Here is a 24,542-nt window from a genome sequence, read left to right on the forward strand (position 1 = left end):
CGGCCGTTCGTGATACCCGGATGAGGTCTAGCCTGGATATGTACGCGCGTGTGTAAAGGGAACGAAGAGAAGAATCGAGGCGAACTACTGCCGTGAGCAGCAGCTCTACTACCCAATTCGGACAGAACCAATGGCTGGTCGACGAGATGTATCAGCGATTCAAGGACGACCCCTCATCGGTTGATGCCAGCTGGCACGAGTTCCTCACCGACTACGATCCGGACGCGCCGGTAAGCGACGGGACAGCGTCGACTCCGAACGGAAGTAACGGCAACGGCAAGCCCGCAGCACCCGAGTCACCCGCGCCCAAGTCCCCAGCGCCAAAATCAGAAGCACCCAAGTCGACCGAGTCGAAGGCAGACACTCCTCGGACGACGCCTTCTGCATCGGCGAGTCCCGAGCCGGCCGCGAAGAAGCCAGCACCGACGTCGAGACCAGCGACGTCCAAGGCGGCAGGCACGAAACCTGCCCCCGACATCTCGAAGCCGGCCGCCGAGTCCAGTGGTGAGGAGTCGACCAAGGTTCTGCGTGGCGCTGCTGCTGCCGTCGCCAAGAACATGTCGCTCTCGTTGCAGATTCCGACCGCGACAAGCGTTCGAGCAATCCCGGCGAAGCTGATGGTGGACAACCGTCTCGTCATCAACAACCACCTCGCGCGCACACGCGGCGGCAAGATCTCGTTCACTCACCTTCTCGGCTATGCGATCGTGCAGGCCGTCAAGGCGTTCCCCAACATGAACTGCCACTTCGCCGAGATCGACGGAAAGCCCAACTCTGTCACCCCTGCCTCGACCAACCTCGGCCTGGCGATCGACCTGAAGGGCAAGGACGGCAACCGCACTCTCGTCGTCGCCGCGATCAAGAACACGCAGAATCACTCGTTCACGCAGTTCTACAACGCCTACGAGGACATCGTTCGTCGTGCCCGTGAGGGCAAGCTCACCGGCGAGGACTTCCAGGGCGTCACCCTCTCGCTCACCAACCCCGGCGGCATCGGCACCGTGCATTCGGTTCCGCGGTTGATGAAGGGCCAGGGTGCAATCATCGGCGCGGGCGCCATGGAATACCCGGCCGAATTCCAGGGCTCGAGCGACGAGCGACTCGCGGACTTGGGCGTCGGCAAGCTCATGACGCTGACCTCGACCTACGATCACCGCATCATTCAGGGCGCGGAGTCCGGTGACTTCCTCCGGACCATCCACAACCTTCTGATCAGCGACGAGTTCTACGACGAGATTTTCCACTCGATGCGGATCCCGTACGAGCCGATCCGGTGGCGCAAGGATCTGCCCGAGGGCACCGTCGACAAGAACACTCGTGTGCTGGAACTGATTGCCGCGTATCGCAACCGTGGCCACCTCATGGCCGACACGGATCCGTTGCAGTTCACCAAGGACAAGTTCCGGATGCACCCGGATCTCGACGTCATCAGTCACGATCTGACGCTGTGGGACCTCGACCGCGAGTTCAAAGTCGGCGGATTCCACGGCGAGGACAAGATGCGTCTGCGGGACGTGCTCAGTGTTCTGCGGGATTCGTACTGCCGCCACGTCGGCGTGGAGTACACCCACATCCTCGAGACCGATCAGGTCGCGTGGCTGCAGGACCGCGTCGAAACGAAGCACGTCAAGCCCACCGTGGCCCAGCAGAAGTACATCCTGAGCAAGCTCAATGCTGCGGAGGCGTTCGAGACGTTCCTGCAGACCAAGTACGTCGGGCAGAAGCGCTTCTCGCTCGAAGGTGCCGAGTCCGTGATTCCGATGATGGATGCCGTCATCGATCAGAGCGCCGAGCATGCACTCGACGAGGTCGTCATCGGCATGCCGCACCGCGGGCGTCTGAACGTGTTGGCGAACATCGTCGGCAAGCCTTACTCGAAGATCTTCACCGAGTTCGAGGGCAACATGAATCCGGCAGCCGCACACGGCTCCGGAGACGTGAAGTACCACCTCGGCGCCGAGGGCACGTACATCCAGATGTTCGGTGAGAACGACATCTCCGTCTCGCTCACCGCGAACCCCTCGCACCTCGAAGCCGTGGACCCGGTCCTCGAAGGCCTCGTTCGCGCGAAGCAGGATCTGCTCGACAAGGGCGCCGGTCCGGGCGGTTTCTCCGTCCTGCCGTTGATGCTGCACGGCGATGCCGCGTTCGCCGGCCAGGGTGTGGTCGCGGAAACTCTGAACCTCGCCCAACTGCGCGGCTACCGCACCGGCGGCACCGTGCACATCGTGGTCAACAATCAGGTCGGCTTCACCACCGCACCCGAGCATTCCCGTTCGTCCGAGTACTGCACCGATGTGGCGAAGATGATCGGCGCGCCGATCTTCCACGTCAACGGCGACGACCCCGAGGCATGCGTTCGCGTCGCGCAGCTCGCCGTCGACTTCCGCCAGAAGTTCAACAAGGACGTCATCATCGACATGATCTGCTACCGCAGGCGTGGACACAATGAGGGCGACGACCCGTCGATGACGCAGCCGGCGATGTACGACCTCATCGACACCAAGCGGAGTGTTCGCAAGAGCTACACCGAATCGCTCATCGGCCGCGGCGACATCTCGCTCAAAGAGGCCGAGGACGCCCTGCGCGACTACCAGGGCCAGCTCGAGCGCGTGTTCAACGAGGTCCGTGAGCTCGAGAAGTACAACCCGGAGCCCAGCGAGTCGGTCGAGCTCGACCAGCCGTTGCCTGCCAAGCTCACCACCGCCGTCGACAAGTCGGTCCTGCATCGCATCGGCGACGCCCACCTCGAAGTACCGGAAGACTTCACCGTGCACCCGCGGGTCAAGCCGGTCCTCGAGAAGCGTCGCGAGATGGCGTACGAGGGCAAGGTCGACTGGGCGTTCGGCGAACTACTCGCTCTCGGGTCGCTCGTGGACGAGGGACGCAACGTGCGTTTCTCGGGCCAGGACACCCGGCGCGGGACGTTCACCCAGCGCCACTCGGTCATCATCGACCGCAAGACCGGCGCCGAGTACACCCCGCTGCACAACATCGGGAGCGCGAAGCCCGGCAAGTTCATGGTCTACGACTCCGCTCTCAGCGAGTTCGCGGCCGTCGGCTTCGAATACGGCTACTCCGTGGGCAACCCCGATGCACTCGTGCTCTGGGAAGCGCAGTTCGGCGACTTCGTCAACGGCGCGCAGTCCATCATCGACGAGTTCATCTCCTCCGGTGAGGCCAAGTGGGGCCAGCTCTCCGACGTCGTACTGCTGCTGCCGCACGGCCACGAGGGCCAGGGTCCGGACCACACGTCCGGCCGTATCGAGCGCTTCCTGACGCTGTGCGCCGAGGGCTCCATGACCGTCGCCGTTCCATCGACTCCGGCGAACTACTTCCACCTGCTGCGTCGCCACGCACGGGACGGTATCCGTCGTCCGCTGGTCGTCTTCACGCCGAAGTCGATGCTGCGCAACAAGGCCGCGGTGTCCAACATCGAGGACTTCACCGACAGCAAGTTCCACTCGGTGTTCGACGAGCCGACCTACGACTCCGGAACAGGAGATCGCAGCAAGGTCAAGCGCGTGCTCATGGTGAGCGGCAAGCTCTACTACGAGTTGCTCGCTCGCAAGCAAAAGGACAACCGTGAGGACGTGGCTATCGTCCGTATCGAGCAGCTCTACCCGGTTCCGACCCGTCGGATCACCGAGGCGGTCAGGAGCTACCCGAACGCCACCGAGTTCCGTTGGGTTCAGGAGGAGCCGGCGAACCAGGGTGCGTGGCCGTTCTTCGGTCTGGCCTTCCCGGAACTGATGCCGGAGGTGCTGAGCGGAATTAAGCGGGTCTCGCGTCGCGCCATGTCGGCACCGTCGTCGGGATCGAGCAAGGTGCACGCCGTCGAGCAGCTCGAGATCATCGACGAAGCGTTCTCGGGAGTCGGCGAGTAGATCTACCGTCCGTTCCAGAGCGAATGGCGCATCCGGTCACCTACTGGTGATCGGATGCGCCATTCGACGTTTGTGGGACGCTCGCTCAGGCATGCGATTCGCGCCTGATCGACGACGCCGCTGCAGCACGGACACCACCGAACGCGAGTAGCAGTGCCGTACCTGACGCTGTCATCCGCACCGCGTTCCAGAGCTGCCACTTTCCGGAGTAGTTGCTCCAGATCTGTTCGGCATCGGCCACGTCCTGTGGCACTGCAACGACTGCGAGGTCCTCGTTCATAGGCACGTTGACTGTCACTGTGAGCAGCAACCCGCCGAACAGGTAGACCATGGCAGCCGCAAAGAAAAACCGCGAACTCGCGTGCAGGCCTAGCCTGCGGGACAGCAGAGCAGCCAACGCCAATGCGACCGGCGTGAGAAAGAACGCCGGAAAGAACACAGCATTGCGTACCGATTCGTTCATCGCCTGCATCGCCGCGATCGCGACGCGAGGGTCAGCGTTCCCAAGTCCCCACATGGTCGAGCAAACCCACGCATAAAAGAACCCGAATATCGCGGCGGTCAACAGCACCGCGACGGCAACCACCAGCCAGTAGATGGTTCGAAAGCCTGAACGCTCCATCACGAGTACTCCCTTGCAGGTAACCGAACCCAGCCGTACGGATAAGTATCCGTACGGCCTAGTACGCTTGTCAAGTGACGACTTCCCCACGGCGTGGACGGCTACCCACTCGCGAACGCGATGCGCGACGCGCTGAGATCCTGTCCGCAGCCGCCGCCGAGCTCGTCGAAGTCGGCACGCAGGGCCTCACGATGGCCGCAGTGGCAGCGCGCGCAGGCGCCTCGAAGGAGACGCTCTACGCCTGGTTCGGCGGACGAGACGAGTTGCTCGGCGCGTTGATCAAGGCGAATGCAGACCATTCGATGGCCGCAATTTCCGAGCTCTTCGATCACGGCGACCTGGACGACCTCGACCGTGTCCGCGAACTCCTCGGCTCCTTCGCTCGCGGACTGCTGACCCTGCTGACGGGGCGGGTATCTATCGAACTGAACCGCGCCGCAGCAACTTCTCCCGAACTTGCGCAGCGGCTGCTTGCCTCGGGGCGGTACCGCGTCGGACCACGAGTGGAAGCATTTTTCGCGGAACTCCACACGCGCGGAATTCTGAACGTGCCAGATCCTGCCGACGCCTTCTGCGCCTTCTACGGATTGACGATCAGAGACACCCAGATCCGTGTATTGCTGGGCGAACCCGCGCCGACCGCCGACGCGATTGCCGCAACTGCCGATCAGGCGGTCACACAGTTCATCCTGCTGAACCAGTAGAGGAACCCAGCAGGACGTTGCAGCGCGCTGTTCGGATGGCCAGCGATCGCATCAATGTTCCATTCATGCCGACTAGAGGTTGCGATGGTCCATTCATGCGCGAGGAGGGCGGGCCAGGGTGACGGCGGGCAACGCGTTGACATTCAGTTCGATCAGCTCGTCGCGGCTGACGCGCGGATCGCGCAGCCACGAGATGGTGGCCTCCTCCACGAAGGCGATCCAGCCGCGCACCGCGAGCTCGGTAGTTGCGTTCGTCTCGATCCCGAGCTTGTGCAGGTCGGACACGGTTCGATCGGCCATCGTCGTCCGGGTCTGTTCGAAGACCTCGCGCATGTCGGGGTCCCCGGATGCAGATCCGCGCAGAAGGGAGATGAATGTGTCTCGGTTCTCGGTGACGTAATCGACATAATTCGCGATGGAAGCGTGCAGAATGTCGAAGGGATCGAGATTGCTCTCGGGCGCGGTGCGGTCGAGCATGGTCCTACTGGCCTCACGAACGATGGCGAGGTGGAAGTCCTGCTTCGAGGAGAAATAGTGGAACAGCAGCCCCCGCGAAACACCCGCCTGGTCTGCGATGTCCTCGACCGAAACCTGCTCGAGGGGCCGGTCGGCCAGCATTTGCGTTCCGAGGGCGATCAGCTGCGCACGTCGCTCCTCGGGGCTCATGCGCGTGCGCTTGGCTACTCCGTTGTTCACATCGGCCATGAAATCACTCTACTGAATAGTAGTCAACAGCTATTGACTAGCGCTCAGTAAGCTCCTACTCTCATCTACATGAGTCTTTCCGTAACAGATACTCCGGAGCGCGTGACAGCACCGCGACAGGTCGACACCATCATCATCGGCAGCGGTTTCGCCGGACTGGGCGCCGCGATCAAGCTGACCCAGCAGGGCAAGACCAACTTCCTGGTGCTCGAGCGCGGCAGTGACGTCGGCGGCACGTGGCGTGACAACACGTACCCGGGTGCGGCCTGCGACGTCCCCTCGCACCTGTACTCGTACTCGTTCGCGCTCAACCCCGACTGGACACGGTCGTTCTCCGCGCAGCCCGAGATTCAGAAGTACATCGCCTCGGTCGCCCGCAAGTACAAGGTGATGGACAAGCACGTGTTCAACTCCGACGTCACCTCGGCGACCTGGAACGAGGACACCCACCGCTGGGACATCGTGGCCAGCACCGGCACGTACACCGCCAAGATCGTCGTCACCGCTGTCGGCGCACTCTGCGAGCCCAACCTGCCGCCCATCAAGGGCATCGAGAGCTTCCAGGGCGACGTCTTCCACTCCGCGCAGTGGAACCACGACGTGTCACTGAAGGACAAGCGCGTCGCCGTCATCGGCACGGGCGCCTCGGCGATCCAGATCGTGCCCACCATCGCGGACGAGGTGGAGCACCTCGACGTCTATCAGCGCACCGCACCGTGGATCCTGCCCCGCTTCGACCGCGAGTACACCAGCATCGAGAAGCTCGCGTTCAAGTACATCCCCGGATTCCAGCGCCTCTCACGCAGTGCGATCTACTTGGCGCGCGAGACCCAGGTCGTCGGTCTCGCCAAGAACCCGAAGCTCATGAAAGCTCTCGAGATCATGGCTCGCAGACAGATCAGCACCGGCATCAAGGACAAGGCGCTTCGCAAGAAGGTCACGCCGAACTTCCGGATCGGCTGCAAGCGCATGCTCATCTCCAACGCTTACTACCCCGCGCTGGATCGTCCGGATGTCGAGCTCGTGACCGACGGCATCGCCGAGATCAAGGCACACTCGATCGTGAGCGCCGATGGCACCGAACGCGAGATCGATTCGCTCGTAGTCGCCACCGGCTTCCACGTCACCGACTCCCCCGCGTACCAGGGCATTTACGGTAGGGAGGGAAAGACTCTCGCGCAGGTCTTCGACGAGGAGGGACAGCAGGGCTACAAGGGCGCCGCGGTCGCGAACTTCCCCAACATGTTCTTCCTGGTCGGCCCCAACACGGGCCTCGGCCACACATCCATGGTCTTCATGATCGAGTCACAGCTCAACTACGTCATCGACGCACTCGACACCATCGACAAGCACGACATCGGTGTCATCGAGGTTCGCAAGGACGTGCAGGACGACTACAACGCCGACCTCCAGGATCGGATGGCGAACAGCGTCTGGATGAACGGCGGCTGCGCCAGCTGGTACCTCGACAAGCACGGCAACAACACCACACTGTGGCCGGACTTCACGTTCCGATTCCGAAATATGACCAAGAAGTTCGACCTCGCGGCGTACCGTAGCGTCGCTGCGTCCGATCTCTCGAGCAGCCTCAACTCAGCAAATGCCGACTCCAACAGCAAGGTCGTGGCCAAGTGACATCGAAGGCATCAAACGCATTTTCGGGCAAGGTCGCCGTCATCACCGGCGCCGGCTCGGGCATCGGTCGCGCGCTCGCGGTAAACCTGGCCGAGCGTGGAGCGAAGCTCGCCCTGTCCGATGTCGACGTCAACGGACTCGCCGAGACCGTGCGTCAGGCGCAGGCCCTCGGCGCGGAGGTCGAATCACAGTTCCTCGACGTCGCTCAGCGCGAGACCGTCCTCGACTACGCCGAGACGGTCAAGGCACGTTTCGGCAAGGTCAACCAGATCTACAACAACGCGGGCATCGCGTACCACGGCGACGTCGACGCCACCTCCTTCAAGGACATCGAGAAGATCATCGACGTCGACTTCTGGGGAGTGGTCAACGGCACCAAGGCATTCCTGCCTCACCTCCAGGAATCCGGCGACGGCCACATCGTCAACATCTCGAGCCTCTTCGGTCTGCTCGCAATGCCTTCACAGGCCGCCTACAACGCGGCGAAGTTCGCAGTTCGCGGCTTCAGTGAGGCACTGCGCATGGAACTGCTGATCTCCAAGGCGCCGGTCAAGATGACCGTCGTGCATCCCGGTGGCATCAAGACCGCCATCGCCCGCAACGCGACGGTCGCCGAGAACTATGACCAGCAATCGGTCGCCAAGTTCTTCGACGCCAAGCTCGCCAAGACGACACCGGATCAGGCCGCCAAGGTCATCCTCAAGGGGGTCGAGAAGGGCAAAGGCCGCGTGTTGATCGGTTCCGATGCGGTGGCCCTCGACATCATCCAGCGTCTGACGGGTTCGAAGTACCAGCGCATCATCGCCCTTGTCGCCGCTCGCGCCATGCCGCAGAAGAAGTAGGCCATGAAAAGCATCTACCTCCCGCTTCCGATCGTGGAAGCCGCACTCAAGCCGTTCTATCGGTTCGCCCTGTGGGCCACGCTGCCCACCACGGTTCAACGCCGGATTCTCGATCTGGCGGCGCCACTGCAGTTCATGCCCGACGGCGCCGTCAGCCAGAAGCTGACATTGGCCGGCCGACCTGCTGAGCGCATCACCGTCGGCGCGACCGAGCGGTCCACCGCGGTGCTGTACCTACACGGCGGCGCCTTCACGATCGGTTCCATCGCCACCCACCGATCACTGGCGGCCCATCTGGCACGCGAATCGTCCAGTGCCGTTTACGTCCTCGACTACCGACTCGCCCCGGAAAACCCGTACCCGGCGGGTCTGAACGATGCCGTCGCCGCATTCCGTGAACTCGTCAAGTCGCACGGGTACACCGCCGATCGCATCGCGATCGCCGGCGACTCGGCCGGCGGCGGTCTGAGCGTCGCGACGGCACGCCACCTGGTCGACGACGGAGTGACGCCGGCCGCGCTCGCACTGATCTCCCCGTGGGTGGATCCTGGTGCACGCGATGCAAAAATTTCGCGGGACATCGTCGTCAACACGGCGTGGTCCTACAGTGCCGCCGAGGCCTACCTCGGTGACGGTGATCCACTGGATCAGGGCTACGCGCCATTGCTGGGAGATCTGACCGGTCTACCACCGATCGTGATGCATGTGGGCACAGCCGAGGTGCTGTACTCACAGATCGTGACCTTCCGGGACAAGCTGCTTGCCTCCGGCGTCGAACTCGAATACGTCGAGTACGAAAAGCTTTGGCACGTCGCACATCTGCAGGCATCGATCCTGCGTGAAGCAGCCGATGCGGTGCGGCACATGGGCGCCTTTCTCGCTCAGCGTCTCACGAGCTCACAGAGTGCGGTCGCCGAGCCAACGCGCAGCGACATCTCCTGAGTCGGAACCACCGCGGACCTCGTCGATCATATCGGCGAGGTCCGCTGTCGTCAGTTCACCCGCCACCACGCTGAGGGCAGAAACCGCATCATCGCCCAGCGCGCCGTCGCGCAGGAGCGGTACGACGTTCTGCGCGGTGAACACCGACTCGTCGTCTTCGAGGGTCGTCAGATCCGACACCAGCGGTCCGAACGAGGCGGTCCGCACGGCCAACGCACCCACCGCACCGGACTCCACCGCATCCATTGCCGCTCGGGCGTCCGGGTAGATCATGAATTCCTCGACCTCACAGCCGTATCCGGTTGCCAGGCGAGCGGCCACGTCGATCGGATCCGGCGCCGAAACATCGTCGACGGTTCCGAGGACGATGTTTCCGCAGTCTCCTGCGACATCGCTGAGAGACGTCGCGGACGCGAACTCCCCCGCAGACGCCACCGCTATCGTCGTCCGGTCCTCGGCGAGTGCGTAATCACCCACGGCAAGGCCCTCGGGAAGCGACCGGTTCAGGTCGACGAAGACATCCTCGGCCTCGGTGGCGCCGGACAGCGAGTCGAAGGTGGCCAGGAGCTCACCGGTCACATCTGGAACGAGTGCGAGAACACCGGCGTCGAGTGCACCGAGATACTCAGCGCGGTCGCCCAGGTTGGGCGTCACCTCGACATCGACCCCGGCCGACCGAACGGCGCCGGCATAGATGTGCGCGAGCAGTTCTCCGCGCACATCATCACCGGAGCCGACGACCACCGTCGCTCTCTCGTTCACCTCGGCGCCGCATCCTGCCAGTGCCGTCGCCACGAGTGCTAGACCGGCGAGCGTCCTGCAACGCGAGGCGAACACACACTCTCCATTCCGCAAGGCACCCCGAATCGCACCCGGATAGGGGCGATTCGGGGTGCTGTTTCCTACCTGTTCCTACGCGACGCCCTCGGCTCGCGCTGCTGCCGCAACTGCGTCCGCAACGGCCGGGGCGACGCGAGGGTCGAGCGGGCTCGGCACGATCTTGTCCGCAGCCAGCTCGTCGCCGAGAACCGAGAGGATTGCCTCGGCAGCGGCGAGTTTCATACCTTCGGTGATGCGGCGTGCTCCGGCGTCGAGTGCGCCCTTGAACACGCCCGGGAAGGCGAGCACATTGTTGATCTGATTCGGGAAGTCGCTGCGGCCCGTGGCCACGATCGACGCATACTGCGCTGCGCGCTCCGGGTGAATTTCCGGGTCCGGATTGGACAATGCGAAGACGATGGACTCGGGGGCCATCGAGGCGATGTAGCTCTCGGCGATCTGGCCGGCCGACACACCGAGGAAGACGTCGGCTCCGGACAGTGCCTCTGCGGCGCCGCCGGAGAGTCCGCGCGGATTGGTGCGACCCGCGAGCTCGACCTTCACGCTGTTCAGGTCGGTGCGATCGGCAGAGACGATGCCCTTCGAGTCGAGCAGGACTACGTCCGCTGTCCCGGCCGCGAGAAGGATGTTCGCACAAGCGACGCCCGCGGCGCCGGCTCCAGAGATGACGACCTTCAAATCCGAGGTGCTGCGGCCCTGAACCTTCGCCGCACCGTTGAGTGCAGCGAGGACGACGATGGCCGTGCCGTGTTGGTCGTCGTGCATGACCGGGCAGTCGAGAGCGTCGATGACTCGCTTTTCGATCTCGAAGCATCGGGGCGCCGAGATGTCCTCGAGATTGACCGCGCCGAAGCTGTGACGCAACCGCACGATGGTCTCGACGATCTCGTCCACGTCGTGCGTCTCGAGGACGATCGGGATGGAGTTGAGTCCAGCGAATTTCTTGAACAGTGCCGCCTTGCCTTCCATCACCGGCAGCGAGGCGCGCGGGCCGATGTCGCCGAGTCCGAGGACGGCAGAGCCGTCGGAGATGACGGCGACGAGCCGATCGGTCCACGTGTACTGCTTGGCAAGCGAGGCGTCCTGTGCGATGGCCCGACTGACCTGCGCGACGCCCGGTGTGTAGGCAATCGACAGGTCACGCTGAGTCTCGAGTGGTGCGGTGAGCTCGACGGAGAGCTTGCCACCGACGTGGCCGAGGAAGATCTCCTCGTCGGTGATGGCGGACAGGTCGGCGGTGGTGCTGCTCGTTTCGGTCACAATCGTCACGGTATAACTCCTAGGTCACAATTCACCCGGCCGGTACCACTGAACCCAGAGGCGACAAAAGAACGGCAGGTGAAACAAGAAAAGGTGATGTTTCGACGAGCGCCCTTAGTGGCTGCTTCGGCCGAAAAACCGGATGACGGGAGGCGGGTGAGCCGTCACAGTCGAGCGTGACGCTGTAGCGCCGGACGCTTGAAGTCGATCAAGTGTGCCACCGCGGCGCGGGCGTTGGCAAACGCCCGACTCACCCCCACCACTGTGTCCACAGGACGGTACCGGCGATGACGAACACCAGCAGGGAAGCCGACACGGACGCCACTCGGCGACGGTGATCCGCAAAATGCTGAACCACGAGCGCGGCGAGCGCGGCGACGATGTGGGCTGTCACCGACACCGCTCCCGGTCCCGGAAAATCCCGCTGGATGCCCAAGTACTGGGCACCCGCCACGACCAACGCCAGCACGACGAGTCCTGCCGTGACGGCTCCACTCAGACCTCGAAGCACACTGTCATCCTCCTGTGACGAATCCGCGGACGGAATCGGCGATGAGCTGGACTGCGATGGCAGCCAGCAGTAGACCGGCGATACGGGCGAGCAGTGTGATGCCGCCCTGACCCAGGACCCGAATCAACACCGTCGAGAACCTGAGCACGAGAAAGAGCACCAGGTGAATGGTCACGATGGCGGCTCCGACGGCGAGCAGTGACCCGGCGCGCCCGTCGGCCTGGCTGACGTAGACGATCACGGCGGCGATTGCACCCGGTCCGGCCATGAGCGGTGTTCCCAGCGGCACGAGTGCAACATTGACGTCCTCGCCCTCAGCGCTGCCGCCTGCACCCCGCCCAGTCAGCAGCGACAGCGCGATGATCAGCAGCAGGAGACCACCCGCGCCTTGCAGCGCGGGGATGCCGATGTGCAGATACCCCAGGATCGCCTGCCCACCGATCGCGAACAGGGTGATGACGGTCAGCGATACCGCGGGTGCCTGCCACGCAGCCCGGTTGCGCTCCTCTTTGCTCTTGCGTCCGACCAGCGAAAGGAACACCGGGATCGCGCCCGGCGGGTCCATGATGACGAACAACGTAACCAGCACGGTCACGTACAGCGTCACATCGAAAGTCACTGGAGGTCCATGTTCATACGGTGAGCCCGGACGACTGCGCGAGCAGTCGCTCGTACTGCTCGACATCGGTTGTGTGTTCGCCGAGCGAGAGGGTCTTGTTGTCGCCGTGGTAGTCCGAGGACCCGGTGACGACGAGATCGAGTTCCTCAGCCAGCTCGGCGAGCGGGCGAATGTCCTCGGGTGCGTGGTCGGCGTGGAACACCTCGAGCCCACCGAGCCCGGCGGAACCGTCGGGACGCCGGCCGGCGAGTTCGCGCACCTGATTCAGATCCAGGATGCGTCCGCGCATCCGCGCCCGAACATGCGCGACGACGCTCACTCCCCCGGCCGCCGAGATCATCTCCACGGCCCGTTCGATGGGGGTGTCCACCTTGTCAACGTAGTAGGGGCTCCGCGTCGACAGCGGCCCCTCGAAAGCCTGCGCGATGCTCGTCACCACGCCGATGTCGACCAGTGCTCGCGCAAGGTGGGGCCGCCCCGCCGCCGTCCCTGTCGCGGCCATGATCGCGTCGGGATCGAACTGCGGGTAGTCGACGGCGATCCGCTCGGCCATCGCACGGATTCTGGCGGTGCGCTCGGCAAGCAGACGGGCACGTTCTTCCGCGAATGCGCTGTCTTCGGGATCGAAAAGGTAGGCCAACAGATGCACCGGCACGGGCGAGCCGTCCTCGCCGCGGCCCTCACAGGACATCTCCATGCCACGCACCACTGTCAGTCCTCGCGGCGCGGCATCGAGCGCTTGCTCCCACCCTGCGGTGGTGTCGTGGTCGGTCAGCGCCACCACGTCGAGGCCGCTCTCGGCGGCTGCCCGCACCAACTCCGCCGGGGAATCGGTGCCGTCGGACGCAGCCGAGTGAGTATGGAGGTCGATGCGCACGACGGTCAGTCTCTCAGGCGAGCGCCGCCAGACGCGCGCGAGGTGTTCGTCCGGCTGGCGTAACATTGCCGGTTGCGCTGTCGACCGGGAGGAGAGCATCGTGCCGTCCATGCCACCGAGGCCGTCACTGTCGTCGCTGCGGCCGTCGAATCGCGTAGCGCAGATCAGCCCTCGCATCGCCGTTCCCACTGCCCGAGCGATCGTCGACTGCGGAATCTACGTCGACGGAGTTCGGCTCCCCGGCAAGTACACCCACTCGGCCGCCATCGAAGAAGTCCGTCGACGCGGGGAAGGATTCGTCTGGCTCGGCCTGCACGCTCCCGACGAGGGCCAGATGAACGGCGTCGCCGAGAGCTACGGGCTGCACGAGCTGATGGTCGAGGACGCCGTCCACGCGCATCAGCGTCCGAAGCTCGAGCGCTACGACGATGTCACCTTCCTCGTCCTCCGAACCGTCAGCTACGTCGAGCACGAGTCCGTGACCACCGCCAACGAGATCGTCGAGAGCGGGGAGATCATGCTCTTCCTGGGCAACGATTTCGTCATCACCGTCCGCCACGGTGAGCACTCGGGCCTCTCGGGTGTCCGGCGCCAGCTCGAGCAGAACCCCGAGCGATTGTCGCTGGGCCCGTCGGCGGTGTTGCATGCCGTCGCCGACCACGTCGTCGATGAGTACCTGACCGTGACCTCGTCGATCGAGCGCGATGTCGACGCCATGGAAGAGGAAGTGTTCTCGCCGCATCATCGGGTGCCGATCGAGAACATCTACATGCTCAAACGTGAGGTCGTCGAACTCCGTCGCTCCGTCACTCCCCTGTCCACACCCCTGACCCAGCTCGTACACGCCGACGCGCCGATCCCGAAGGCGGTCCGCCGCTACCTGCGCGACGTACAGGACCACCACACCACCGTCGCCGAACGCGTGGCCGAATTCGACGAGGTGCTCAGCTCGCTCGTCGACGCCGCGCTGGCCCGGGTGACGATGCAGCAGAACATGGACATGCGCAAGATCTCGGCGTGGGTCGCCATCGCCGCCGTACCGACGATGGTCGCCGGAATCTACGGCATGAACTTCGACAACATGCCGGAACTGCACTGGACATATGGGTACTACTACGTCGTCGGCGGCGTCGCGACCGTGTGCACCGGACTGTTCGCGACCTTCCGCCGCAACAACTGGCTCTAGAGGTTCACTGCCGAGCGCTGTGGATCGCGGATATCGATACCCGCTTCGGCCCACGCCTCACGCAATGCATCCGCCCCTCGAAGCCGCACCCACGCTGCCTCGGTGCCGGTGACGGGAACGACCTCGAAGAACTGGACCGGATCGGCCGGCTCCGGCAGCGGCAGCTCGGGGAGCTCGCCGGCACCGAGCAGCACCGCGGTGAACGGCGCTCCGTCCCACAGCGGCTCGCCCAGATCGAGCAGCAGGTCCTGCTGAAGCACCACCCCCTCCACCGACGGAGTGGCAGCCAGTTTGGCGATGTTCCGCAAAAACGACTGGTCGATGCCGTCGAACACACGCGTGACGAGCATCAACTCGGCCCGCGGCCCGCGGGTGGCGTCGGCGATCATCTCGCCGGGATCCGACATCGGATGGCGGGAGCAACCCAAGGTGACGAACCGCACGAACTCGTCGCGTCGGGGAAAGAACGTCAGCACGTCCAGAGACTCCAAGCCGAGAAACGTGACGGAGAAGGGGGTCGGGTGCTCGTCCCCGATCTCGGCGATCAGATGTGTGCGGACCCGAGCAATAACGCCGTCGATGTCACTGTCGCTCACGGTGTCCATCCAACACCACTGCTGTGTCGGCGATGCGTTCGGCGCATGCCCGGGCCGGGAAGTGAGTACCGTCGACTGCGTGGTCTCCGTCCTAGCAGTTGCCGATGAAACGATCGAGAGCCTGTGGAGTTCCCAGGTCCGCGCGCTCGATGTCGATCTGATCCTCGGGGCGGGCGATCTTCCGTTCGACTACCTCGAGTACCTGACGGATGCGCTGGACGCGCCCTGCGTCTTCGTTCCCGGCAATCATGACGCCGATTTGACCGGCTATTCGGCGGGCCGCGCGGGGTGGATGCGTGCAGGGCTTCCCAGCGCGTGGCCGGGTCCGGTCGGAGCCGTGAACGCCGATCGCAAGATCGTCGACGTCGCGGGACTGCGTATCGCCGGACTCGGTGGTTCCATCCGCTACAACAGCGGACCCAATCAGTGGACCCAACGTCAGCAGCGACGGCGCGCCAGGACGCTGACGCGCTCCGATCGCTGGAAGGAGAAATTTCAGCGCGGATACCGCAGCGTCGACGTGCTGCTGACGCACAGCCCGCCGCTCGGCGTCGGCGACGACACCGACCCGGCTCACATCGGCTTCGAATGCCTCGACGACGTGGTCAGATCGCTGCGGCCACAGTTGTTGCTGCACGGACACATCCATCCGCACGGCCGCACCCCCGACGACCTCGAGTTGCACGGATCGGTCGTCGTCAACACCGTCGGGTACACACTCCTCGAGATCGAGCCGGCGTCGCTCACCCGCGAGTCCACCTCTCCGACGATTCTGAGGCGACGACATGGCACGTGACACCGGGTTCCCCGTCGCCGATGCGGAGAACGACTTCACCCGTCAGCGTCGCCGAGCGGATATCGCACGGCTGGTCGGGTGGCTGCGCCGGCAACCGGACGACGTCAACACGATCCTTCCGTTCGACGAGGTGGTCGCCGCCCTGGGTAAGGTCGGCGAGCGACACCTGGGCGTGCAGGTCATCCGCGTGGACTCCATCGTCGGCAGCGTCGACCGCACAAGGGATTTCGACCGATTCTTCCGCCCCACATCGGCACGTATTCGTGAGCGTTGGCAGCGACTCGCAGCGGCTCAGCGGCGCGGCGAGGCGATGCCGCCCATCCAGGTCTACCGAATCGGATCGATGCACTTCGTGCTCGACGGTCATCACCGGGTATCGATCGCGTTCGCCATGCACCGCACGACAATCGACGCCGTAGTCACCGAGATCATCACCCGCATCTCCCCGGAGGGCATCACCCGGCGCGGTGACCTGCTCATCAAGGATCACCGACGCATCTTCCTTTCACGGGTCCCACTGGTGGGCAAAGCACGCGACGCGGTCACCGTCACCGACCCGTACGAGTACGCCGACCTGAGCGAAAGCGTCGAAGCCTGGGGCTTTCGGCTGATGCAGGAAATGGGCGAGTTCGTCGACCGCGCGACCGTGGCACGACGATGGTTCGGCGAGGAGTTCCTGCCCGTGGTCCGCATGGTTCGCGCCGCCGACATTCTCGAAGGTCAGACGGACGCCGAGGCCTACCTGTGGATGATCAGGGAGAGGTATCGCCTTGTGCGTGAACATGTCTGGAACGACGAGATAGTCTCCGAGCTCCGCGAACGTGCACGTCGTTCGAAATAGCGATCTCTTCGACGCAAGAATTTGCGGTCCCGTGTGTGCGGGGCAGCGGTAACCGCTACGGTTTCTTCTGCGGCGACATCGCTGCGACAAGCCGAAGAAGGGTTGCCCCACCGTGGAACAGAGGCCTCAGGCCGTCCCCGCGCAACGTGAAGCGTGGTCGGGCCGGACAGTGTTCATCCTGGCCGCGATCGGATCTGCGGTCGGACTCGGCAACATCTGGCGGTTCCCGTACATCGCGTACGAGAACGGCGGCGGAGCGTTCATCGTCCCGTATCTCATCGCTCTGCTGTCCGCCGGTATCCCGCTGCTCTTCCTCGACTACGCCATCGGACACAAGTTCCGCGGCTCGCCGCCCCTGGCGTTTCGTCGCCTCAGCCGCCCCGCCGAGGCCCTCGGTTGGTGGCAGGTAGGAATCTGCTTCGTCATCGCTGTGTACTACGCGGTGATCATCGCGTGGGCCGCCCGATACGCGATCTTCTCCTTCTCCGAGGCGTGGGGCGATGATCCGGCGAGCTTCTTCGCCTCGGACTTCCTGCAGCAGGACGGCGAGTCGACATTCGGACTCGACTTCGTACCCGGCGTGGTCATACCGCTGTTGCTCGTGTGGATCGGCGTCATCGCAATTCTTGCCTTCGGCGTGCAGAAGGGCATCGGATCGGTCACGAAGTACTTTGTGCCCCTGCTGATCGTGCTCTTCGCGATTCTCGTGGTTCGCGCACTGTTCCTCGACGGCGCCGGGCAGGGTCTCGACGCCTTCTTCACCCCGAACTGGTCGGCGTTGACCGACAGCGGGGTCTGGATTGCGGCATACGGTCAGATCTTCTTCTCGCTGTCGGTCGCCTTCGGCATCATGATCACGTACTCCTCGTACCTGGGTCGCCGAACCAACCTGACCGGTTCCGGTCTCGTCGTCGCATTCTCCAACAGCAGCTTCGAGATCCTGGCCGGCATCGGAGTGTTCGCTGTCCTCGGTTACATGGCCCAGGCCACCGGCGTCCCAGTCGCCGAGGTCGTCGAAAGCGGAATCGGCCTGGCCTTCATCGCATTCCCCGCCATCATTTCCGCCATGCCGGGCGGTCCGGTTTTCGGTGTCGCATTCTTCGGCGCACTGGTGTTCGCCGGCTTCACCTCCCTGATCAGCATCGTGCAGGTCGTCGTCGCGGCCGTGCAGGAAAAGAGCGGGCTTTCACGCGGCGCGGCGGTCCTCACGGTCGGCGGCTCCGCAGCGGTCCTTTCCCTTCTGCTGTTCCCCACCGCCACGGGCCTGAACGTCCTCGACATCGTCGACAATTTCGCCAACAACATCGGCATCGTCGGCGTCGCACTGGTGGCCTTGGTGACCGTGGGACTTATCCTGCGCAGACTGTCAGATCTGCAAGAGCACCTGAACCAGGTCTCCTCGTTCAAGGTCGGCATCGCGTGGCGAGTCTTCGTCGGCGTCATCACACCCGTGGTCCTGGCCTACATGCTGATCGACCAGATCGTTCAGCGCATCGGCGACGGCTACGGAGGTCTGCCGACCGGCCTCGTGGTCACGTTCGGTTGGGGCGTACAGGCGCTCGTCGTCATCGCCGCGATCGTTCTCACCTTCCTCCCGTGGCGCGGATCGGTGGACGAGCTTCCCGCCGAGACCGATTCGAAAGGCAACGCATGAGCACCACAGCAATCGTCATGATGATCATCTCGCTCGTCCTGGTTTGGGGTGGGCTCGCTGTCAGCCTGCTGCACCTGCGGAGTCACCCGGACGAGGACATCGACATCTGACTTCAGCACTCGAGTACCGGCCCTGAGCTCTGGTAGGTAGCACACGGGGCTGGATGGTTTGTGCAACTACCTACCGCACTAGGCTTCGCTCATGTCGACCTGGCCGCGCACCACCACGACCACGCACGCGGGCCCTCTTCTGCTGCCGACCCTGTGTGTCGTCGTGATGACGGTGTCCGTCCTGCAGACCATGGTCGTTCCCATCATCGGCACCATCGGCCAGCAACTCGACGTCAGCACCACTGCGGCGGGCTGGGTCCTCACCGCCAACCTGCTTGCAGCCGTCGTTGCCACCCCGGTCATCGGCAGGCTGGCCGATCTTCACGGCAAGCGTCAAGTACTGCTGTCCGTGCTGGCGCTCGTACTCATCGGGTCGCTGATTGCCGCCGCAACCGACTCGCTTGCTCTGCTCCTCGCCGGTCGAGTGCTACAGGGAGTTTCCTACGCCCTCTTCCCCATCTCGCTCGCCCTACTGCGAGACGAGATGCCGAGAACCAAGCTCGTCGGCTCGATGGCAGTGGTATCGGGAACCCTCAGCGTGGGCGCTGGCTTGGGCTTGATCCTGACCGGCGTGCTCACCAGCGACGGCGCGGACTACCACCGCGTGTTCTGGCTGACCGTCGCCATCCTCGCAGTGGCGATCCTGTTGTGCTGGGTGGCGGTACCCGCGCGCCCGCGCGTCGAAGGGGGCCGCGTCGACTGGTTGGGTGCGTTTCTCCTCGGGACCGCGCTGGTGCTGCTCTTCCTCGCCCTCACTCAGGGCCGCACATGGGGTTGGGTGTCCGTGCCCACCCTCGGATGCGCGGTGGGCGGATTTTTCGTCCTGACGGTGTGGTGGGTCTCCCAGAACCGAATCGCCGTCCCGCTCGTGGCCCCCCGCATGCTCACCCACGGCCCGCTTCTCGCGACCAACATCGCGACGCTCTTCGTCGGCATCGCCATGTTCCTCAACTTTCTCGCCTGCTCCTACTTCGTCCAGACGCCAAGTGAGATCGCCGGATACGGATTCTCGGCCGATGTGCTCTCCGCCAGCCTCGTCTACCTGCTACCGGGCGCCGCGCTCGGCGCACTGACATCGCTGATTGCCGGGCGGCTGATCAATCGATTCGGAGCGCGCGCGGTACTCATCGGCGGTTCGGGCCTGGGCACCGCGGGCTTCGTGTTCTTCGCGCTGGCGCGAGATTCGACGTGGCAGGTGATCACGGCGTCCGCCGCCGTCAGCGTCTTCGTCAGCCTGGCGTTCGCCGCCGTTCCGAACCTGCTGATGGCCGAGGTATCGGCGAGCGACACCGGGGTGGCCAACAGCGTCAACTCCATCGTCCGCACCGTCGGCACCTCGATCGCCAGTGCCGTACTCACCACCATGCTCGCCACGTACACGATCGCGGGAACATCCATTCCGCAGGAGGTCGTGTACACCGTCGCGTTCGTCTTCGGCGCCGTGTCATGCGTGATCGTGACGCTGTCGACGGTAGGCGCTACGCGCATGTGAGCGGAAATACATAGTGGGACACGTATTTCCGCTCACATGCGGCGGAGCCGCCTACAGGGTGAGGTTGGCGCCCGACGACTGGTCGAACACCGAAATCTTCGCCGGGTCCAACCACAGCTCGACGGTGCTGCCCTCGACAGCTGCGGACTCCGCGGCCAGGCGTGCAACCACCTGAGCCCCGCCGGAGTCACCGAGACCCGCCTCGGCTGCCAACTCCTGGAGCTCGGCCGACTGGACCTTGTCGCCCTTCGATTCGAAGTACACGTACTTGTCGCTGCCCATCGATTCCATGACGTCGACCTTGGCGGTGAACGTCGCACCGTTGATCTTCTGGTAAGAATCGATGAGCGCGGCGTCCTCGAAGTGCTCGGGACGAATACCGACGACGACGTCCTTGCCTGGATTCTTCTGCGCAATCATCGCGCGGCGCTCGCGCGGCAACGTGAACGTGCCGAGTTCGGTGACCACGCCGTCGGCAGTCAACGTGCCGGGTACGAAGTTCATCGAGGGCGATCCGATGAATCCGGCCACGAAGAGGTTTCGCGGCTTCTCGTAGAGTTCCTGTGGCGAGCCGATCTGCTGCACGAACCCGCCGCGGAGCACGACGACCCGATCGCCGAGCGTCATGGCCTCGGTCTGATCGTGCGTGACGTACACCGTTGTGGTGCCGAGGCGTTTCTGCAACCGGGAGATCTCGGCGCGCGTTTGAACACGAAGCTTGGCGTCGAGATTGGACAGCGGCTCATCCATCAGGAAGGCCTTGGGCGTACGAACGATGGCGCGCCCCATCGCCACACGTTGACGCTGACCGCCGGACAGGTTGGACGGCTTGCGGTCGAGGTGCTGGGTCAGATCCAGAATCTTCGCTGCGTTCTCGACCTTCTCGTTGATCTCGCTTTTGGACAACTTCGCGAGCGTCAACGGGAAGGCGATGTTCTGCCGCACCGTCATGTGGGGGTAGAGCGCATAGGACTGGAACACCATCGCGATGTCGCGGTCCTTGGGTGCGCGTTCGTTGACGCGTTCGCCGGCGATGCGCAGTTCACCGGACGAGATGTCCTCCAGACCGGCAATCATGTTGAGGGTCGTGGACTTTCCGCATCCGGACGGTCCGACGAGGATGATGAACTCGCCGTCGGCGATGGTGATGTCCACTTCGCTCACCGCGGCTGCGCCGTCGGGGAAGAGCTTGGTGACTTTGTCGAGAACGATTTCGGCCATGACGGTTATCCCTTCACTGCGCCGGACGTCAAGCCCGCCACGATGCGTCGTTGAAAGAAGAGTACGAAGATGATGATCGGAATGGTGATGACGACGGCGGCCGCAGCGATCGACCCGGTCGGCTCCTCGAACTGCGAGCTACCGGTGAACTGAGAGATCGCGGCGGGCGCGGTGATCGACCGTTCCGTTGCCGTCAGTGAGATGGCGAGTAGCAGGTCGTTCCACGCGAAGATGAACACCAGAATCGCCGCGGTGACGATGCCTGGGGCAGCCAGCGGCGCGATGACCTTGCGAAACGCCTGTGCCGGTGTGGCGCCGTCCATCTTCGCGGCCTTCTCGAGCTCCCACGGGATCTCGCGAAAGAACGCCGAGAGCGTGTAGATCGCCAGCGGCAACGCGAAGGTGATGTACGGGATGATCAGGCCCGGCCATGTATCGAAGAGACCGAGTGCACGCTCGATGTCGAACAGCGGTGTCACCAGCGAGATCTGCGGGAACATGGCGATGAGCAGCGCCGACCCGATGAGCGCCTTCTTACCCGGGAACTCGAGCCGAGCCACGGCGTAGGCAGCCATCGTTCCGATCACCACGGCAATGAAGGTGGTGATCAGGCCGATACCGATCGAGTTGAACAGCGCAGAGGTGAACTGGCTGGTGGAGAAGATCCCCTTGTAGTTGTCGAAGGTGATCGACGTCGGAATGAAATTGCCGTCGGCGATGGTGGCGGTCGACTTGAACGACAAGCTGACGATCCAGGCCAGCGGGATGAGCGCGTACAGCAGTACGAGCACGTTGATGACGGTCCAGCCGACCTTTTTCCGAGGCGTTATGGTCGTCATTACTTGCGGCCTCCGTCGTCCGAGCCCGGTGCCGACGCACCGAACAACTTGATGAACATGAACGCGATGATGGCGACGCAGAAGAAGATCAGGATGCTGATCGCCGAGCCGAGTCCGAGATTGAAAGCGCCGAACAGGTTGTTGTAGCCGAGGATCGACACCGACCCCGTGTTGTTGCTACCCCGTGTCAACACGTAGATGTTGTCGAAGATGCGGAATGCGTCGAGCGTGCGGAACAGCACTGCGACCAAGATGGCCGGTTTCATCAGCGGAATGGTGATGCGAATGAGCCTGGTCCACGCGCCCGCACCGTCCACCTGCGCTGCCTTGAGCAGATCGTCCGGTACAAGTGCGAGCCCGGCGAGCAGCAGCAGCGCCATGAACGGCGTCGTCTTCCATACCTCGGCGAGCACGATGATCGCCAGTGACGGCAACTGCTCGGTGAGTGGCGCGGTGCCCTCGGGAAGCAGATTGGCCAGATATCCGGTACCCGGCGTCCACGCGTAGTACCAGCTGTAGGCCGCGGCAACAGTCACGATGCCGTACGGGATGAGCACCACGGTGCGGACGAGCCCTCGCCCGAAGATGGTGCGGTGCATGATGAGCGCGATCGCGAGTCCGAGTACGAACTCGATGATCACCGAGACGATGGTGATGCCCGCAGTAACGCTGAATGCCGTCCACCAGTAACCGTCCGATAGGACAGTGACGTAGTTCTCCAAGCCGACGAATTCGCGGTCCTCGGGGAAAGCGAGGTTGTACTTCTGCAGGCTCAACCAGAACGCGTAGACGATGGGATAACCGGTGACGGCCAGCATCATGAACGCCGCCGGTGCGATCAACATCAAGCCGAGTTTGCGTTCGGCCTTCTTGCCGTCCGAGATGTTCTTCAGAACTGCCTGCTTGTCCACGCTCGAAGACTCGGTTGCCGGTGCGCTCATGGAATCAGCCCTTCGGAGTTGACTGCCTGGGTGACAAGGTCGGCGAGCACGTCCACGTCAGCCACCGGGTCGATCTCTGAAGGTGGGTTCAGCGCATCGGTGAGGAGAATCGAGATGCTCTGGTACGCGGGCGACACCGGACGAACCGCGGCGTTCTCGATGGACTCGAGCACGCCCTCCCAGGCCGGGTAGACGGCCTGGAATTCTGGATCCTGATACAGCGAGGCCAAGACGGGCGGTACACCGCCGTCGACGGCATTGTTGCGCTGGTTCTCCTCGTTGGTGAGGCACTGGACCGCTTCCCAGGCGAGGTCCTCGTGCTGAGTGGTGTTGGCGACGCCGATGTTGAAGCCACCGATGGTGACCTTCGCCGACTCGTCGGGATACACCGCCGGGTACGGGGCGTCACGGAACACCTCGGCGACGGCCGCATCCTGCTCTTCCGCAGGCACATTGGTCAGGTCGAGGAACTCCACCGCACCGACTGCCGCATTCTCTTTCAGGCCGGGAAGAACGAACGGGTAGTTGACCTGGAAGACGGAGTTACCGGCTTCCATGCCGAGACGCGCTGTGCCCTCGTCGCTTTGCGAGACGGAGGAGTCGGCACCGTCTGCCAACGCGACACGCTTCATTATCTCGAGCGTCTTCTCGGTGGCGGCGCGGTGTTCGGGGGTGTCGTTGAGGGTGACGGTGGTGCCGTCATCGGCGACAACCTGCCCACCGGCGCTCACCAGGAGGCTGTTGAACCACACCATAAGACCCTCGTACTGCTTGGCCTGTACGCCGATGTTCGACGGTTCTCCCCGCGCCGCGTTCTCCTCCGCCATGTCGATCATCTCGTCCCATGTCTGCGGTGGCTCACCACCGGGGACGAGGTCGGGGCGATACCACAGCAGCTGGGTGTTGGAGTTCAGTGGGACGGCATAGAGCTGATCGTCCCACTCGGCCGTGGCGAGGGGGCCTTCGAGAGTCCGTCCGTCCCGCAACTCGGCAGCGAGATCCTCGGGAACTGGCAAAGCCCAACCTGCCTCGGCGAATTCGGCGGTCCACACGACGTCCAGCGTCATGAGATCGAGTGAATCGTCGTTGCCGGCCAGTCTTCGCGCCAGCTGCAAGCGCTGATCGTTCGCGCTCTTGGGGAGAGTTCTCTGCTCCACTGTGTAGCGACCGCCCGACGCGTCCGAGCACACCTGCGAGGCGGCGGCATACTGCTCGGCGCCATCCGCCGCGGTATAGAAGCTCAGCACGGGTGTGCTGCTGTCCGACGACCCACAAGCCGCCAGCAACGGGCTGGCGACAAGCGTCGCTGCAGCCAACACCCCTATTCTGGTTGCGTGTGCACGCCTGTGACCACGTTGTCTCGGCACTTTCCGCCTCCGTATTTTCGATTACGTGCCCAGAGCCTTGTCGACCTACTGCTCT

General features: G+C 63.8%; 23 protein-coding genes. 11 read left to right on the top strand and 12 right to left on the bottom strand.

What is annotated here, in order from left to right:
* Window positions 1-92: 92 nt before the first annotated feature.
* On the top strand, window positions 93-3,887 hold the full coding sequence (locus KVY23_RS12355; RefSeq protein WP_230556619.1) for a multifunctional oxoglutarate decarboxylase/oxoglutarate dehydrogenase thiamine pyrophosphate-binding subunit/dihydrolipoyllysine-residue succinyltransferase subunit: 3,795 nt from the start codon (window positions 93-95) through the stop codon (window positions 3,885-3,887).
* Between the two features lie 85 nt (window positions 3,888-3,972).
* On the opposite strand, the gene KVY23_RS12360 is transcribed toward KVY23_RS12355, so the two are convergent.
* Window positions 3,973-4,509: a DUF1772 domain-containing protein gene (locus tag KVY23_RS12360; protein WP_230556788.1), complete on the bottom strand. Its 537-nt coding sequence runs from the start codon at window positions 4,507-4,509 to the stop codon at window positions 3,973-3,975.
* A gap of 74 nt (window positions 4,510-4,583) precedes the next feature.
* Between KVY23_RS12360 and KVY23_RS12365 the strand changes: the two genes are divergently transcribed.
* Complete coding sequence (locus KVY23_RS12365; RefSeq protein ID WP_230556620.1) at window positions 4,584-5,213, top strand: TetR/AcrR family transcriptional regulator; 630 nt, start codon at window positions 4,584-4,586, stop codon at window positions 5,211-5,213.
* 93 nt (window positions 5,214-5,306) lie between these two features.
* On the opposite strand, the gene KVY23_RS12370 is transcribed toward KVY23_RS12365, so the two are convergent.
* Window positions 5,307-5,918 (bottom strand): TetR/AcrR family transcriptional regulator, encoded by a 612-nt coding sequence (locus KVY23_RS12370; protein ID WP_230556621.1) that lies wholly within the window; start codon window positions 5,916-5,918, stop codon window positions 5,307-5,309.
* 69 nt (window positions 5,919-5,987) lie between these two features.
* Here KVY23_RS12370 and KVY23_RS12375 point away from each other — a divergent pair, with 69 nt between their 5' ends.
* The 3 genes from KVY23_RS12375 to KVY23_RS12385 are packed head-to-tail and all read left to right on the top strand — an operon-like array spanning window position 5,988 to window position 9,337.
* Window positions 5,988-7,553: an NAD(P)/FAD-dependent oxidoreductase gene (locus KVY23_RS12375; protein ID WP_230556622.1), complete on the top strand. Its 1,566-nt coding sequence runs from the start codon at window positions 5,988-5,990 to the stop codon at window positions 7,551-7,553.
* Window positions 7,550-8,395 carry an SDR family oxidoreductase gene (locus tag KVY23_RS12380; protein ID WP_075839641.1) on the top strand — a complete coding sequence of 282 codons (846 nt, stop codon included), beginning with the start codon at window positions 7,550-7,552 and terminating at the stop codon, window positions 8,393-8,395. Before KVY23_RS12375 ends, KVY23_RS12380 begins: the two co-directional genes overlap by 4 nt.
* 3 nt (window positions 8,396-8,398) lie before the next feature.
* Entirely contained in the window at window positions 8,399-9,337 is a 939-nt protein-coding gene (locus KVY23_RS12385; protein WP_230556623.1) for an alpha/beta hydrolase, read from the top strand.
* Here the strand turns inward: KVY23_RS12385 and KVY23_RS12390 are convergent.
* The 5 genes from KVY23_RS12390 to KVY23_RS12410 all read right to left on the bottom strand — a co-directional run bounded on the left by KVY23_RS12390 (window position 9,293) and on the right by KVY23_RS12410 (window position 13,444).
* Window positions 9,293-10,174, bottom strand: coding sequence for a glycine betaine ABC transporter substrate-binding protein (locus KVY23_RS12390; protein ID WP_230556624.1), 882 nt, complete (start codon window positions 10,172-10,174; stop codon window positions 9,293-9,295). The two genes, KVY23_RS12385 and KVY23_RS12390, sit on opposite strands and share 45 nt — an antisense overlap.
* Window positions 10,175-10,249: 75 nt before the next feature.
* Window positions 10,250-11,446 (bottom strand): NADP-dependent malic enzyme, encoded by a 1,197-nt coding sequence (locus KVY23_RS12395; RefSeq protein ID WP_374108722.1) that lies wholly within the window; start codon window positions 11,444-11,446, stop codon window positions 10,250-10,252.
* 241 nt (window positions 11,447-11,687) lie between these two features.
* On the bottom strand, window positions 11,688-11,948 hold the full coding sequence (locus tag KVY23_RS12400; protein WP_230556625.1) for a hypothetical protein: 261 nt from the start codon (window positions 11,946-11,948) through the stop codon (window positions 11,688-11,690).
* Between the two features lie 4 nt (window positions 11,949-11,952).
* Entirely contained in the window at window positions 11,953-12,567 is a 615-nt protein-coding gene (locus KVY23_RS12405; protein ID WP_230556626.1) for a MarC family protein, read from the bottom strand.
* Between the two features lie 13 nt (window positions 12,568-12,580).
* Entirely contained in the window at window positions 12,581-13,444 is an 864-nt protein-coding gene (locus tag KVY23_RS12410) for a PHP domain-containing protein (RefSeq protein ID WP_230556627.1), read from the bottom strand.
* A 109-nt stretch (window positions 13,445-13,553) separates the two neighbouring features.
* Between KVY23_RS12410 and KVY23_RS12415 the strand changes: the two genes are divergently transcribed.
* The gene (locus KVY23_RS12415) at window positions 13,554-14,630 is read left to right on the top strand and encodes a magnesium and cobalt transport protein CorA (RefSeq protein WP_206509471.1); all 1,077 of its coding nucleotides are present in this window, start codon (window positions 13,554-13,556) and stop codon (window positions 14,628-14,630) included.
* On the opposite strand, the gene KVY23_RS12420 is transcribed toward KVY23_RS12415, so the two are convergent.
* Complete coding sequence (locus KVY23_RS12420) at window positions 14,627-15,235, bottom strand: suppressor of fused domain protein (RefSeq protein ID WP_230556628.1); 609 nt, start codon at window positions 15,233-15,235, stop codon at window positions 14,627-14,629. The two genes, KVY23_RS12415 and KVY23_RS12420, sit on opposite strands and share 4 nt — an antisense overlap.
* A gap of 70 nt (window positions 15,236-15,305) precedes the next feature.
* Between KVY23_RS12420 and KVY23_RS12425 the strand changes: the two genes are divergently transcribed.
* From KVY23_RS12425 to KVY23_RS12445, 5 genes are all read left to right on the top strand, one after another.
* Complete coding sequence (locus KVY23_RS12425; protein ID WP_230556629.1) at window positions 15,306-16,022, top strand: metallophosphoesterase; 717 nt, start codon at window positions 15,306-15,308, stop codon at window positions 16,020-16,022.
* Window positions 16,012-16,863 carry a chromosome partitioning protein ParB gene (locus KVY23_RS12430; protein ID WP_075839644.1) on the top strand — a complete coding sequence of 284 codons (852 nt, stop codon included), beginning with the start codon at window positions 16,012-16,014 and terminating at the stop codon, window positions 16,861-16,863. The genes KVY23_RS12425 and KVY23_RS12430 overlap by 11 nt, the downstream gene beginning before the upstream one ends.
* Window positions 16,864-16,975: 112 nt before the next feature.
* Window positions 16,976-18,517: a sodium-dependent transporter gene (locus KVY23_RS12435; RefSeq protein WP_230556630.1), complete on the top strand. Its 1,542-nt coding sequence runs from the start codon at window positions 16,976-16,978 to the stop codon at window positions 18,515-18,517.
* Complete coding sequence (locus KVY23_RS12440) at window positions 18,514-18,627, top strand: methionine/alanine import family NSS transporter small subunit (RefSeq protein WP_075839645.1); 114 nt, start codon at window positions 18,514-18,516, stop codon at window positions 18,625-18,627. The genes KVY23_RS12435 and KVY23_RS12440 overlap by 4 nt, the downstream gene beginning before the upstream one ends.
* Window positions 18,628-18,718: 91 nt before the next feature.
* A complete protein-coding gene (locus KVY23_RS12445; RefSeq protein WP_230556631.1) occupies window positions 18,719-20,119 on the top strand; it encodes an MFS transporter in 1,401 nt (466 codons plus the stop codon).
* A gap of 51 nt (window positions 20,120-20,170) precedes the next feature.
* Here the strand turns inward: KVY23_RS12445 and KVY23_RS12450 are convergent, their stop codons facing one another.
* From KVY23_RS12450 to KVY23_RS12465, 4 genes are read right to left on the bottom strand one after another with little or no spacing between them, the layout of a single operon-like run.
* A complete protein-coding gene (locus KVY23_RS12450; RefSeq protein ID WP_230556632.1) occupies window positions 20,171-21,340 on the bottom strand; it encodes an ABC transporter ATP-binding protein in 1,170 nt (389 codons plus the stop codon).
* Between the two features lie 5 nt (window positions 21,341-21,345).
* Complete coding sequence (locus KVY23_RS12455) at window positions 21,346-22,179, bottom strand: carbohydrate ABC transporter permease (protein WP_075839646.1); 834 nt, start codon at window positions 22,177-22,179, stop codon at window positions 21,346-21,348.
* A complete protein-coding gene (locus tag KVY23_RS12460; protein ID WP_075839647.1) occupies window positions 22,179-23,120 on the bottom strand; it encodes a carbohydrate ABC transporter permease in 942 nt (313 codons plus the stop codon). The genes KVY23_RS12455 and KVY23_RS12460 overlap by 1 nt, the downstream gene beginning before the upstream one ends.
* The gene (locus KVY23_RS12465; RefSeq protein WP_308070854.1) at window positions 23,117-24,439 is read right to left on the bottom strand and encodes an ABC transporter substrate-binding protein; all 1,323 of its coding nucleotides are present in this window, start codon (window positions 24,437-24,439) and stop codon (window positions 23,117-23,119) included. The genes KVY23_RS12460 and KVY23_RS12465 overlap by 4 nt, the downstream gene beginning before the upstream one ends.
* Window positions 24,440-24,542 lie beyond the last annotated feature (103 nt).

The sequence above is a fragment of the Rhodococcus sp. I2R genome, assembly GCF_020889545.1.
Taxonomy (GTDB): domain Bacteria; phylum Actinomycetota; class Actinomycetes; order Mycobacteriales; family Mycobacteriaceae; genus Rhodococcoides.